A 12,778-nucleotide genomic window follows, 5' to 3' on the forward strand; every position below is an offset into this window, starting at 1 on the left:
GGCGGACTCTTCAGGATCGCCGTCACGGCGAGGCAGCACCAGGCCGCGGTCATGCACTGCAGCTGACTATCCGACATGACGCGGTCATCCCCGCTGCCTCCAGCAGCACGCCAGAACCCTTGGAATTACAACCCTCGGTGATCTGGGTTTTCTTGTGCATCCGGAAAAAACGCTCTTCGTCAGCTACTCGTCAGCCAGCCAGTCTATCCAGACAGGCTGAGCATTCTCGACCTGATTGGAGGTGGAATATGACGGGCATTGGCCGAGCTGGCAAATCGCACGTTGGGGCTGCAGGAGCCGACAGCACGTGGGGATCGAGCAGTTCGGGCCCGGAGCCCGGTCCCGCCCCCGGGGAAGGCAGGCAATCGTTCGACTCCGTCGTGGAGCGGATGCGCTCCCGGCCTCACGATAGAACGGCGCCGCTCGTGAGCCAGCCACCAACTTCGGGTGTGGAAGCCCCAAGAGGCGACGAGATCAAGGCAGCGAAACGAAAAATGCGCAGTCTGCGTGAGGACCTTGATGCTTATCGTAATGCGGCCACGCAAGCCCGGAACCCGTCGGAGGCGCAAGAGCTGATCGATCAAGTCGTCAAGGCAGGCTCAGAAGTTCTAGACTACTACGCAAGCCTGCCCCCGCATGTAGCGCGTCGCATTCTCTCCGACGATCAGGCTCGTCGACTCCGCGACGAGGCGCTCGATGCAGCGGACCAATGCAACGAACTGGCTACCGCGACTATTTATGAGTTGGAGCCGCGCAGGAAGAAAGCAGCAGACGTGCTCGACAGGATGCGAGCTGACAACGCTCCGCCCCACCAGCTGAGCCGAGCGGTATCCAGTGTGGCGAAGCACTACCTGGCCTGCATGGAGTGGTGGGGAAAGAAGGTATTGCGCTCGGAACGGATGCAGTCCGTCTGCGCGACCACCGCTAACTTGCCAAGCGCCACGCCCGAGATGCGGAAGGCCGAAGAGGCGGCACTACGCCTGCATACCGGCTGGGCACTTAATACGAAGTGCATGTATCTGCACTCGCGGATCGCTCTCGCGCGACTTATGATCGAGTCTCAGGCGAGCACGGTCGGACCAGCCGTGAGGGAAATCCTCATGAGTGCGAACGGGCGGGTGCATCTGCTGGGAACCTTCATCGAGGACGTTTTCCCGGCATTCCTCTCGACGTCCGACGCTGTTCTGTACAGCAAAGGGCGCGCACTCGACGCAGAGCACTGCGCCGTTCTAGAAGGAGTCATGGAGCGGCTTTCGGAATTTGCGTCAGGGGTGCACGGCATTGTTGCAAGGTTAAGGGATGCGGGAACGGGTGCCGAACTTCCATTGGAACTGTTGGACCAGATCGTGGAAGGTGCATGGGTCACCGCCCACGAAGTCACGCAACTCCTGGCAGTGCAGCCAAAGACGCCAGCCGTGATTGAACCGCCGGCCCGGGCTGCGATACTGGAAAATACTGCCGTAGTGGCTGAGGGCCACGCGGCGCGCAGGAAGGGGAAAGGCAAGCGCACACCGGCCGCAGGCGAGGGGAGTTCGACGGCCGGGCTGCCCGAGCCGCAGCTCGCCAGGCGCGACGCCGACACTGCCCCGACAGCCAAGCTTATTGTACTCTCGGATCTGGGGACGAAGAAACTCGCGAGCGCGGAGGAGGCACACGCGAGGGCGTCATCGTCGGCAACCGGGCATCTGGAGATGTGGCATGCTCCGCCCTCCAGGAAAGCACTGACCGGATTACTCGAGCGATTGGACGAGCTGCTGCAGTTCGATCTGCCGGCTCAGCAAAGCGCCGTCTCGCAAGCGCGCCAGATGAAGCCCGAGGACGCCGACCACGTCGTGGATCTCGTCGTTAAGCGCCTGCAGACGCAGGCCGCCGAGATTGAGGCCTGTGTAGCCGCGCTGGAGGAGCCTCGCCGACGCGGCCTCCTCACGCCTGCGCAAGTGCGCGAAGTGCACGACAAAACAGTCCGGCTCAAGACAATGTTGTCCGAGGTGCAGGGACAGGCAAACTCTTTGAACGCGCGAAAGACGGCGATCATGATCGATTGCATGAAGACCTACGCCTTTCCGTCGCAGAAGTACCTTGAACACTTGCGGGAGGCCAAGGAGCTGGGGCCTGCGGATCGACCGCGCGCGTTGAAGGGCGAGCCAGGGACGCTGTTCGAGATCAGGCTGCAGCCCAAAGCGCTGCGCAATGGGGCGATGCCAAGCCCGATGTGGGTGCACATCCATACGAAGCGTCCGGTACATGCGGGGCAGTTGGCGATGCTAGATGATGCCGACTTCGCCGCTTGCCACGTCAAGTCCAATGACCAGCGCGGCCACAATCGGCAGTGGCAGAACGCCCGGGCTGCAATGGGTCACGAGAACGTCGTGATTCACCGTGGCAAGCTCACGCCTGCATTCTGTAAGTCGTTGTTGAGCATCGCTCCGTGGCACCCGCTTCCCGAAGCGGAGCACGCGTCGATGCAGTTCGCGCGCCTCGGGATGTAGTTACCTGAGTGTCTCGCGCCAGATTTCGCTGTGGTGACACCATCAAGCAGACCGTTATCACCGAGAGGAAATCCTCGATGAGCTCGAAGCCGGCGCGGGCTCCTTCGAACAGATCGACAACGGGGTCCGACGAAATTCGATCGGGAGCGTCGTGACCCCGACTTCCTTCCACTTGGCAGCTGAACCGTCAAATGCCGGCGATGGGTCGGCTCAAGTCCAGGCGCATACGTTCAGCGCTCCTGGCTCTTCAGCTTCGAAAGTGAGTGCAGATGAACTTGGTTTCAATGAATCGGGTGGGTCAACAAACGGATAGAGTGGACGCGCAAGATGCCTCTCTGGCCGACTCGTCGGCAGAGGCGGCGACCTTTCAGCGGCAGCTGAGTGAGGTCGCTGTCCCGTCCGCTCCCGTGCTCATGCAGGTCCGCGCCCATCAAGCGGATGCATCGAGATCTGAGGCGCGGCCCATCATGCGGGCGAGCGGGCACCCATATACGCCGGCTCCGCACGGTCAAGGCGGTGGAACGATGCTGAATGCGTCGGCGCGGCCGCCCGGCCATGCAAATTTGGTTTTCACAGATCGCAGCCTGGATCCTGTTTATTCCGAAGATGCGCTTCTTATTGAGGGGCTGAGGCCGGCACTCATCAAGGCTGGGGCCTCCGAGCGCACCGTCAGGCGCAATGTACTTTGTCTTCTCAGATTGGGGCATTGGCTCGTAAAGAACGTAAAGCCGGGCATTGCTGCCCGGCTTTACGACAAGTCGCTGGACAAGGATGCCCAGGAGTTCGGCAAGCAGGAGGGGCAGGCCGTCGCTACGCCACTGGATCATCTTCGAGCCTCCCAATCGCCAGGCGGCATCGCGCCGATTGCAAGCCGGGTTGAGCTGAATCCCTATCCGGCACCGTCATATCTGGACGCTCCCTGCCGGCAAGGGTTTTGTTGAACGCGAGTGCAAGTGGTCGGGTGCAGTCATATCTACGGCCTGTGAGTGCGGCTCATCTGACCGCTGGCCCTTCTCTATTCGGCACCTCCACGTCAAGCATTCTCTTTTCAACCCTTCGGTATAGCGCATTCCTCGCGAGCTCTTGCTTCTCTCCGGGATCGGCATTTGCCCTCCCATGATGGGATTAGAAGGATGAGGCAGCACAATCTGATGAGCGCATTGATCACCGTGGCAATCGATGCAAAGGCCAGCACGAACTTACTTCATCCATCGTCCCGCGAGGGACAGCTTTCCACCGGCAGGCAGAACTTCGGTGTCTTCTCCCTAACGGGCGATCAAAGGGATGGCTGCACGAGAGGATCTTTCGTCCAACGGAACTCCGTTCCATCGCTCCAGATCCGGTGCATGAGGACAGCCAAGCGCCGCGCCAGCGCGACAATGGCTTTCCGAACTCCGCGCCGCTTAGCGACATTCATCGCCCATGCCTTCAGCCAGGACCACTTCTTCACCCGCGTCAGCAGGACTTGGGCGGCTTCATAGAGCAACCCTCGCATCATTCCATCCCCGCAGAGGGAGACCTGCCCAACACGCTTGCTCTCCCCGGACTCCTTGAGCACTGGCGTTAATCCCAAGACAGGTCCAACAGCTTTCGACTTTCGGAAGCGGGCCGGCACATCGATGGTGCTGGTGAACGCCAGGGCGACAACTGGCCCGACACCCGGAATGGTCATCAGGCGCCGGCAGACACCGTCCTCTCGGGTGATCTCCAGTACCTTCCGGTGGAGGCGGGACAGTTCCTCGCGCAACATCTGCCTGGCGGCGAGCAGGGAGGCGGTGATGTCCGCCAGTTCCGGCCTGCCGTCTACGAGCTCCCGGATCCGGACGTCAAATCCCACAGCCCCGGTCATGCCAACCTTGAGGCCGAAGTTACGCAGCAGACCGCGAATGTCGTTCTCAATCGCGACCGCCTTCTCCTGCAGCAGCTTGCGCGCAGTCAGCAAGGCACGACGATGTTGGCTTGTCAGCGTCTTGATGTGCACCGGCCGGAACAGGTTGACCCGCATCATCTGGGCAATGCCACGGGCATCATTGCGGTCCGTCTTGTTCACCTGCGCCTTGAGGAACGCCTTCGTATGCCGGGTCTCGATGCAGACCACCGGCAGGCCTGCTTGCGCCAATCCACTGAAAAGCCACTGCGACAAAGGTCCAGCCTCCAGGCCGATGCGGACCAGCCGCCAGGTAGGATCTTGAAGAGCCCGAACGAGGTCTTCGGGATGGCTTGGCACCTTCATCTCGCGGCAGATTGAACCCGCCTCATTCACGATGCAGATTGAAGTCTCCTTGAGAGACACGTCCAGTCCGGCGTAGTGCTTCATGCTGCGCGTCCTTTCCTGATGCGGTGCGGGTTGAACAATTCCCACGCTAGCATTGGCTCGGAGCACAACACCTCCATGCATATTCGTCGAAGATGGGGCTCAAGCCGAATACCCCATCTGATGAAATCCGCAGATCAGGTCCCCGACAAGTTAGCGAGCTCGCAGCTCTGACGGTGCCGCGGGTTATCCTGATCCCGGCTCGACCGGTTTGCATCACGCCATCATCACCCTTCCCAAACTGAGACCCTCAACCCGGGGCGGCGCTCAAGCGCCAACCGACACGGCAGATCGATAGACCTCTCCCTTGGACAGCAGAGCCCAAGCAATCCGGGCCGTCTTGTTAGCCAGAGCCACCGAGACCAGCCGCACTGGCTTCTTGCTCAGGAGGCTGTTGATCCAACCTGTGTCCGCCGCTGTCTTCGTCCGGGCATAGCGAATGACGGCGGTGGCACCGACCACCAGCAGCGTTCGCAGGTAGCCATCGCCCATCTTCGAGATCCGCCCCAGCCGCTCCTTGCCACCGGATGAGTTCTGTCTAGGCGTCAGTCCCAGCCACGCCGCAAACTCCCGGCCGGAGCGAAAGTGGGACGGATCTGGCACCGTCGCCGCAAGGGCCGTGGCGGTGATGAAGCCCACGCCCGGGATCGTCTCGAGCCGTCGGCTCTCCTGGCTCTGGCGGTGCCAAGCCAGGAGTTCGTCTTCGAGCGCGCGGATCCGCGGCTGCAGATCAAGCAATTGGTCGACAAGCGGCGCCAGAGCCCGCCGGGCCAGCGGAGGAAGTGGAGCTTCCGAGCTCTCGTCATTCAGGAGTTGGATCAGTTCGCGGATGCGGCTGATCCCTTGAGCGACGATGAGGCCGAACTCAGCCAGATGCCCACGCAGAGCGTTGACCAGCATGGTGCGCTGACGGATCAGCAGAGCCCGCACCCGGTGGAGCATCAGGACACTCTGCTGCTCGTCCGACTTGACCGGCACGAAGCGCATGTTCGGACGGATCACGGCCTCGCAGATCGCCTCGGCATCGGCCGCATCGGTCTTGCCGCGTTTGACGTAAGGCTTCACATAAGCCGGCGGCATCAGCTTGACCGTGTGGCCCAGCTTGGTCAGCTCACGCGCCCAGTGGTGAGAGGTCGCGCACGCTTCCACGCCGATCAGGCAGGGACTGAGATCAGCGAAGAACGACTGCACCTCCGTGCGACGCAGCCTTTTCCGAGCCACGACATTGCCGGTGGCATCAACGGCGTGAACCTGGAAGATGTGTTTGGCCAGATCCAGGCCGACTGTGGTAACCTGCATGGTGGACGCTCCCTCTCCTTGTGGCGATCTTCATGACGACCACCCTTTGGCACTTTGATGCCGGTGAGCAGGGAGCGTCCACACCATCAAGTTAACCGGAGAGTGACCGGATCGAGGCATACATAAGGAATGAAATCGCCTCGTGATCCTCGCTATGCCCGCCATCGCTTTCCGGCTGAAGTGATCAGCTATGCCATCTGGTTGTACTTCCGATGCCCGCTCAGTCTGCGGATGGTTGAAGAGATGCTGGCAGCCCGAGGCATCCTGGTCAGCCATGAGACGGTCCGGCAGTGAGCGCTGAAGTTCGGCCAGAGCTTCGCCACTCAGATCCGCAGGCGTCTGCCCGCACCAGGAGAAAAGTGGCATTTAGACGAGGTTGTCATCAGCATCGGCGGACAGAAGCATTGGCTCTGGCGCGCCGTCGACCAGCACGGGGGCGTGCTCGACATCCTGGTCCAGAGCCGGCGCGATGCGAGGGCAGCCGAGCGCCTGCTGCGCAAGCTACTCAAGAAGCAGGGCATCGCGCCGCGGGTGATGATCACAGACAAGCTGGCCAGCTACGCCGCCGCAAAGAGAGTTGTGATGCCAAGCGTTGAGCACCGACAGCACAAAGGCTTGAACAACCGCGCAGAGAACAGTCATCAGCCGACGCGACGACGGGAGCGGATCATGAAGCGCTTCAAGTCAGCCGGTCAGGCCCAGCGCTTCCTCTCCGCTTACGATCAGGTTGCAAACCTCTTCCGTCGTCCCGCCAATATCCATGCCGCCGATCATCGCAAATCCCGAGCACAGGCATTTATGACTTGGGCGGAGGTGACTGGTGTCGCTGCCGGCATCTGATCTGACGATCCGGGACGGGCAGACCTAACTCAACTTGTTAAGTTGACGATACTTTATTGCACAAACCTTGCGCGCTCCCCTGTAAGGACCCGGTCGTTTTTCAAGAAATAATGCGGCTCGTCAGCTTGGCGACAGCTGAGCCTCGTAGATGGGAATTTCCTGCATTTGGCTACTGAAGAGGAGGCATCGATGAATCCAGAACGGGCCCAGCTTGGCGCTGGCACTCCTTCCGCAACTTCCGAATTCGAAAGCTCCGAACCAGGGTCTCCCGCCGCGGCGCAGTGGGCCGCAGCCTTGACCGAGGCGGGGGCGTCCGCCGCCGACCCCACCTCGTCGCAGGACCACGTCCTGGCGGGCTGGGCTGCGGAAGAGGCGCAGGGCGAAGACGAGAACCGGCAAGAGGCGGTACTTCGAACGAGCGCTTGGCGACAGGCGGCCGATCTCGATGAGCCGCTCGATCTCTCGTCCCGGTCCCTGACCGTCTTGTCCGCCGCCCTCCCACCCGAGCTCCGGCGCCTGAATGTCAATAGCAATCAACTCAGCGGCCTGCCTAACCTTCCAGCCGATCTTCAGCGGCTCTACGCCAGCGACAATCGACTGACCAGCTTGCCCGATCTTCCAGCCGGACTCCAGCGGCTCTACGTGAACAGCAACAGGCTGACGAGCCTGCCAGCAGACCTGCCGCCGGGGCTTCGGCGCCTGAATGTCAACAATAACCAACTGACCAGTCTGCCCGACACCCTTCCGGCAACGCTTCAGGAGCTGGACGCCAGCGGCAACCGGCTGACCAGCCTGCCCGATCTTCCAGCTGGGCTCGAGCGCCTGAACCTCGACTACAATCAGCTGACCAATCTGCCCGACCCGCTCCCGGCCGGGCTCGAGTGGCTCAGCGCCAGCAATAACCAGCTGACCAGCCTGCCCGAGACGATCCCGACGGAGCTCCTATGGCTCGGCGCCAGCAACAACCAGCTGACCAGAGTACCCGAGACCCTGCTGACGCAGCTAGGCCGTAACTCCTCCGTTGATCTGGAGAACAACCCGCTGCCCGAGTGGTTGCTGACCAACGTGGCGACAGCCATGCATGCCGGTGACTATGCCGGTCCGCAGATCTTCTTGCTTATGGACCCGGTAGCGGTGGAAGTTCAGCCACGGCCCTTGCACGAGTTTGTCGCGGACTGGCTCGAGGGCGACCCGGCGACCGTGGCCGCCTGGCAGGGCTTTGCCGAGGAGCCTGGTGCCCAGGACTACGCACGCTTCCTCGACCGGCTCCGTGGCACTGTGAATTCTGGCAGTGATGCGTTCCGGCAGGCGGTGGCCGAGGATCTGCGGGAGGCAGCGGTCAGGCCGCGATTGCGCGAGCAGTATTTCCAACAGGCTGCCGGAGCGAGCGAGAGCTGCGAGGATCGCATCACTTTGACCTGGAACGGCATGCAGACCGCACGCGTGAACGCTGATGTCGAGGCCGGGACCTATGACGGGCGGCTCGACGAACTGCTCCAGCAGGGCCGTGTCATGTTCCGCTTGGACGCGCTGGAGGGGATCGCGCGCGAGACGGTCAGCTCGCTCCGCCATGCCGATCCGGACGCCAACGTCGACGAGATCGAGGTCTATCTTGCCTACCAAAACCAGTTGCGCGAGCCGCTGGAGCTGCAGCACATCGCCCCGGGCATGCGCTTCTTGAATGTCTCTCACGTCACCGAGGACGACGTTGCCAGGGCCGCGGCGTCGGTGCGGGAGCAGGAGGCGACGGGCTTCGCGGACTATCTGGCAACGCGCTGGCAACCTTGGGAGACGGTGGTGGGGCGGATCGCCCCCGAAGATCATGCAGTGATGCAGGAGCGGCTCGCCGATGCGATGGAAGAGCAGTTTCCAACTCGCCTGAACGAGCGCCTCGCGAGGGACGGCCTGACAGACGACGTCGATGCCCAGCGGGTAGTCGGAGCCCAGATCCTCAACGAAATCGCCCGCGAGATCAAAGGCGCGCTCATGCACAAGGTGCTCGGAGAGCGCGGACTTGAGCCGTGAAGCGAGCCTTCAATTGCAAGAGGCTGTCAATCTGGTGATACTCGTGCAAAGCAACACTTTGATTGTGGTCTTTTTGAAAGGGCATCCAATTTTGGCACCGTCAACTTAACCAAAGAGTGACCCGGGGTGAGCTATCCGTGAGGGATGGAACCGACCCACGCCCCTCGTTACTCCCGCCACCGTTTTCCGGCTGAAGTGATCAGCCATGCCGTCTGGTTGTACTTCCGGTTTCCGCTCAGCCTTCGGATGGTCGAGGAGATGCTGGTTCTGTCGCAACTCTTTCTTTCCTATCGCGGGGCTATGGTCTGCGCAGGCGAGAGAGAGTGACGCGAGATGTTCAAGGGCCGGCAATTCGATCGGTCGGTAATCCTGCTTGGCGTGCGGTGGTATCTCGCTGACAGCCTGAGCCTGCGGGATCTCGAAGAGATGATGGCCGAGCGCGGCCTCTCTGTTGATCACGCCACGGTGGGTCGCTGGGTGGTCCGTTACTCACCCGAGCTTCTCGAGCGGTTCAATCGATGCAAGCGACCCGTCAGCCGGAAATGGCATGTGGATGGGACGTTGTATTTGATGGGTGTTGCGGGTCATTCCCACAGCATGAGGCCGGGATAGCCCGAATGAGACATAAGACAGAAATCTGAGATATAGATGGGGCACCCGGCCTCACCACGCGCCCCAGCTGAGATTGGACGGTATCAAAGGTCATCCCGAAGATGGGTAAGCCTGCATTCACAAGGTTGATCAGCGCAAGGGGCATTCTCAGTGAGAGGGAGCTCTATGACGGTGTTCTTCGGCATTGATGTCGCAAAGGAGAGACTGAATTGCGCGGTGGTCGTTCAAGGCCGCGAGCGTCCCATCGGCCAGAAGGCTTTTCCTAATACCCTGGACGGAATCGAGAGAGCGGTCGCTTGGGTGGCAAAAACTTCTAAGACTGAGCTCGTAGAGGTTCATGCGGTTCTCGAGCCGACAGCGGCCTATCACGAGCTCGCTGCTCGCCTCCTTGCTGCTAAAGGTATGACAGTTTCCCTCGTCAACCCTGCCCAAATCCGCAGTTTTGGTAGAGATATGGCTGTTCTCAGCAAGACCGATCGGATCGACGCAGTGCTTCTGGCGCGCTACGGCTGCCTGACCCGGCCGAAAGCGTGGACCCCTCCCGCCGAGCCCCTGGTCGAACTCCAAGCTCTTCTCGCACGGCTGGATGATCTGGAGGGCGATCTGCGCCGGGAGCAGAACCGATATGAGCAGGCGTGTGTTCGTGGCTGCTCCAGTGCCATCAAGCGTTCCTTTGTCTCGAGCATCAGGGCGCTCAAAGCTCAGTGTAAACTGCTGCAGGAGGCAATTACCGAGCACTTTGCCGCTCACGAGGATCTGCAAGCCGATCTGAAGAGACTGCGCACGATCCCGGCAGTGGGTCCGAAGACAGCGATGCAAATGCTCGCGCTGCTGCGTAGCCATCCATTCGAGACAGCTCGTTAAGCTGCCGCCTTCCTGGGTCTGGTACCAATTGAACGACAGTCCGGGCGGAGCGCTCGAGGGAGACCGCGGCTGTCGAAAGCCGGCAACTCCCGGCTGCGCGCCGCGCTCTATATGGCAGCTATCGTTGCGACAAAGCTGAACCCGGACATCAAAGCCCAGCAGCAGCGGCTGCTTGGGCGAGGGAAGGCCACGATGTCGAGCTTAGGGGCTGCCATGCGCAAGCTGGTTCACATTTGCTCCGGTGAGCTCAAAAGCCAAGACAGCTATCGCTTACCAGTTGCCCAATAGAGTTGACCGATCAGACGGTATCTATATCAAGGTGCGTGGGCGGTGGATGTATTTGTACCGTGCCATTGACAGTAACGGCGACACCGTCGAGTTCTGGTTTAGCGAGCGAAGAAACCTCACTGCTGCTAAGCGCTTTCTGACGCGAGCGCTGAAGCGGCATGGCAGACCTGAGAGGATCGTCATTGATGGCAGCCGGACGAATCGCGAGGCGATCCTGTCCTGTGATACCGCGGACAGGCTCGAGAACAGTTCGCAGCGTGACTTGAAACCCACTCGCATCCGGCAAAGTGCTTATCTGAACAATCGCATCGAGCAGGATCATCGGGCGATCAAGCGGCGGATCCGGCCGATGCTCGGCATCAGGTCCATCAGATGCGCTCGCGCCATCCTGGGCGGGATTGAAATGGTGCACATGATGCGGAAACAGCAGGCAAACTACGCCCGCAATCCGCAGTCCTAACCCGAGGAGCAATTCCTCTTGCTCGCTACATAAACCCTGGGCGGCCAAACGCGAGATCTACTCGGGTGTCGAACATAGACAGAGTCGGAATCTTGACAACCGCTGCGAGGTCTCACATCAAACGGCCCTACCTCAGGAGCGCCACACGAAGCGTTTCAAATCAGCGCGCCATGCCCTACAGCTTTTTTCCTGTCCCACGCCGATCCACAACCACGTCGAACTGGGGCGTCACCGCCTCTCCACCAATGAGTATCGAACTGCCCGCAACCGCGCATTCGCCACTTGGCGTGATGGGACCGGTGCTGCCTTGGTGAGCCGATTTGGACTGACATGGATGCTTCCTTGCGGAAGCCTGGTCAGCCCGACATCAAAATGACAGTACCAGCAGAGCCTCGCGGACTGCGGGGGCGAGTCCTGCCGCACGCGGTGTTATGACAAGTTCACGGCCCCTCATCGTGAATAGCTCATCGCGGAAATAGGCGCGTAACCGGCCGACGGCCGCGCTCATGGCCGGCTGGCTCAGGTTGATGCTGCGTGCCGCCGCCGTGAGGTTACGCTCGGTCATCAGAGCATCGAGCGCGACGAGGAGATTGAGATCAAGGCCCTTGAAACGCACGTCTTCATTGTATCCATAGGGTAAATGGACGTCATCCAAACAATCAATTTTACCAAGCTAAGGGAACGATGCATTAGGACAATGTGATCTGACTGAAATCAAGTATATCGGCGGCAACATTTTCGAACGGCGCGACACCGGGATGGGGCGCTCCCTTGATCTGGATACCCGAGAGAATACATTCGTGAACACAGGACAAGCCCAGCCGGGTGCCGGCAATACTTCCAAACAAACTTTGGATGCACCGTAACTGAGTGTAGGGGGACCGATGCGAATTGAGGTCGGAGTTGTTCGTGGCACTTTTGGTTGGCCGACCGCCAATGTTCGACCCCACCAGCAGGTCGATTCCTTCTTGCATGTTGCTGCTTGTGACATAGTCCTATGCCTCCCCGCTGTTGCAAGTGGAAGACTGAATCCGGCGCTTCACCGGAAACTGCTTGATAATGCTCACCGCAGTGGGACCTCGCGTTCCTTGCCGCCACCGTCGCTATATCCAGCTGTCTCGGACTCCAGCGGGTGCCAGTGGACGAGGGCGCACCAGAAGTCGAACCTCTCGTCGTCCCGGACAAGGTTCTCGCTTCAAATGCTCCGGAGAGGGACGGACGGCGGCACTTCGCCTCCTGACCGGACTTGCTGCGTTTGAGCGGCTGGCGTGACCCTAAGCGAAGAGGAGTTGTAAGGACGCGACGAGCTGCGCGACTGTAGGTACGGGATGATCATCCTTCCGACGCAGGGGCAAATGCGATAGCGCTTCAGGCGCACTCGCTCGTCTCGCTCGGGTCTCATAGTTGGCGGTGATGTGCCCAATGGTCTGGGCGTGCCCTGATAGGAGATGACATGCGAACACTGCTCGTTGATCATCATGCGGAGTTTACGCGCGCAGCGCAAGAAGCGCTTGTGGATAGCGGTTTCGCCGTTGATGTGTCTCATACGCTCGACGAGGCTTCAATCGCTCTTTGTTGCGCGAGCTA

8 protein-coding genes and 4 pseudogenes are annotated in these 12,778 nt (G+C 60.7%); 9 read left to right on the forward strand and 3 right to left on the reverse strand.

Annotated elements, in window-relative coordinates; genetic code table 11:
- The first annotated feature begins 248 nt into the window (after positions 1 to 248).
- Positions 249 to 2,489 (forward strand): hypothetical protein, encoded by a 2,241-nt coding sequence (locus AA309_RS30230; protein ID WP_047192734.1) that lies wholly within the window; start codon positions 249 to 251, stop codon positions 2,487 to 2,489.
- Between the two features lie 524 nt (positions 2,490 to 3,013).
- Complete coding sequence (locus AA309_RS37020; protein ID WP_244470548.1) at positions 3,014 to 3,430, forward strand: hypothetical protein; 417 nt, start codon at positions 3,014 to 3,016, stop codon at positions 3,428 to 3,430.
- A gap of 335 nt (positions 3,431 to 3,765) precedes the next feature.
- On the opposite strand, the gene AA309_RS30240 is transcribed toward AA309_RS37020, so the two are convergent.
- Together AA309_RS30240 and AA309_RS30245 are read right to left on the reverse strand one after the other, a co-directional pair.
- On the reverse strand, positions 3,766 to 4,806 hold the full coding sequence (locus AA309_RS30240; RefSeq protein ID WP_047192736.1) for an IS110 family RNA-guided transposase: 1,041 nt from the start codon (positions 4,804 to 4,806) through the stop codon (positions 3,766 to 3,768).
- A gap of 264 nt (positions 4,807 to 5,070) precedes the next feature.
- A complete protein-coding gene (locus AA309_RS30245; protein WP_047192737.1) occupies positions 5,071 to 6,102 on the reverse strand; it encodes an IS110 family RNA-guided transposase in 1,032 nt (343 codons plus the stop codon).
- A 129-nt stretch (positions 6,103 to 6,231) separates the two neighbouring features.
- Here AA309_RS30245 and AA309_RS30250 point away from each other — a divergent pair.
- The 7 genes and pseudogenes from AA309_RS30250 to AA309_RS30275 all read left to right on the forward strand — a co-directional run bounded on the left by AA309_RS30250 (position 6,232) and on the right by AA309_RS30275 (position 11,191).
- Positions 6,232 to 6,942 (forward strand): annotated as a pseudogene (locus AA309_RS30250) (IS6 family transposase).
- Between the two features lie 189 nt (positions 6,943 to 7,131).
- The gene (locus tag AA309_RS30255) at positions 7,132 to 8,967 is read left to right on the forward strand and encodes an NEL-type E3 ubiquitin ligase domain-containing protein (RefSeq protein WP_047192738.1); all 1,836 of its coding nucleotides are present in this window, start codon (positions 7,132 to 7,134) and stop codon (positions 8,965 to 8,967) included.
- A 144-nt stretch (positions 8,968 to 9,111) separates the two neighbouring features.
- A pseudogene (locus AA309_RS30260) lies at positions 9,112 to 9,258 on the forward strand (IS6 family transposase); the annotation flags it as partial.
- A gap of 42 nt (positions 9,259 to 9,300) precedes the next feature.
- A pseudogene (locus tag AA309_RS30265) lies at positions 9,301 to 9,528 on the forward strand (IS6 family transposase); the annotation flags it as partial.
- A gap of 216 nt (positions 9,529 to 9,744) precedes the next feature.
- Complete coding sequence (locus AA309_RS30270; protein WP_052955106.1) at positions 9,745 to 10,443, forward strand: IS110 family transposase; 699 nt, start codon at positions 9,745 to 9,747, stop codon at positions 10,441 to 10,443.
- A gap of 12 nt (positions 10,444 to 10,455) precedes the next feature.
- On the forward strand, positions 10,456 to 10,731 hold the full coding sequence (locus AA309_RS37990; protein ID WP_084731840.1) for a transposase: 276 nt from the start codon (positions 10,456 to 10,458) through the stop codon (positions 10,729 to 10,731).
- Entirely contained in the window at positions 10,685 to 11,191 is a 507-nt protein-coding gene (locus AA309_RS30275; protein ID WP_280136943.1) for an IS6 family transposase, read from the forward strand. Before AA309_RS37990 ends, AA309_RS30275 begins: the two co-directional genes overlap by 47 nt.
- 382 nt (positions 11,192 to 11,573) lie before the next feature.
- Here the strand turns inward: AA309_RS30275 and nodD3 are convergent.
- Positions 11,574 to 11,807, reverse strand: a pseudogene (gene nodD3, locus AA309_RS30280) (transcriptional regulator NodD3); the annotation flags it as partial.
- Positions 11,808 to 12,778 lie beyond the last annotated feature (971 nt).

The organism is Microvirga vignae (assembly GCF_001017175.1).
Taxonomy (GTDB): Bacteria; Pseudomonadota; Alphaproteobacteria; order Rhizobiales; family Beijerinckiaceae; genus Microvirga; species Microvirga vignae.

Bases quoted from the DNA above. Each gene is read 5' to 3' on its own strand.
- AA309_RS30230 (WP_047192734.1), top strand. From the start codon at position 249: ATGACGGGCATTGGCCGAGCTGGCAAATCGCACGTTGGGGCTGCAGGA.
- AA309_RS30270 (WP_052955106.1), top strand. From the start codon at position 9,745: ATGACGGTGTTCTTCGGCATTGATGTCGCAAAGGAGAGACTGAATTGC.
- AA309_RS30245 (WP_047192737.1), bottom strand. From the start codon at position 6,102: ATGCAGGTTACCACAGTCGGCCTGGATCTGGCCAAACACATCTTCCAG.
- AA309_RS30240 (WP_047192736.1), bottom strand. From the start codon at position 4,806: ATGAAGCACTACGCCGGACTGGACGTGTCTCTCAAGGAGACTTCAATC.
- AA309_RS37020 (WP_244470548.1), top strand. From the start codon at position 3,014: ATGCTGAATGCGTCGGCGCGGCCGCCCGGCCATGCAAATTTGGTTTTC.
- AA309_RS30255 (WP_047192738.1), top strand. From the start codon at position 7,132: ATGAATCCAGAACGGGCCCAGCTTGGCGCTGGCACTCCTTCCGCAACT.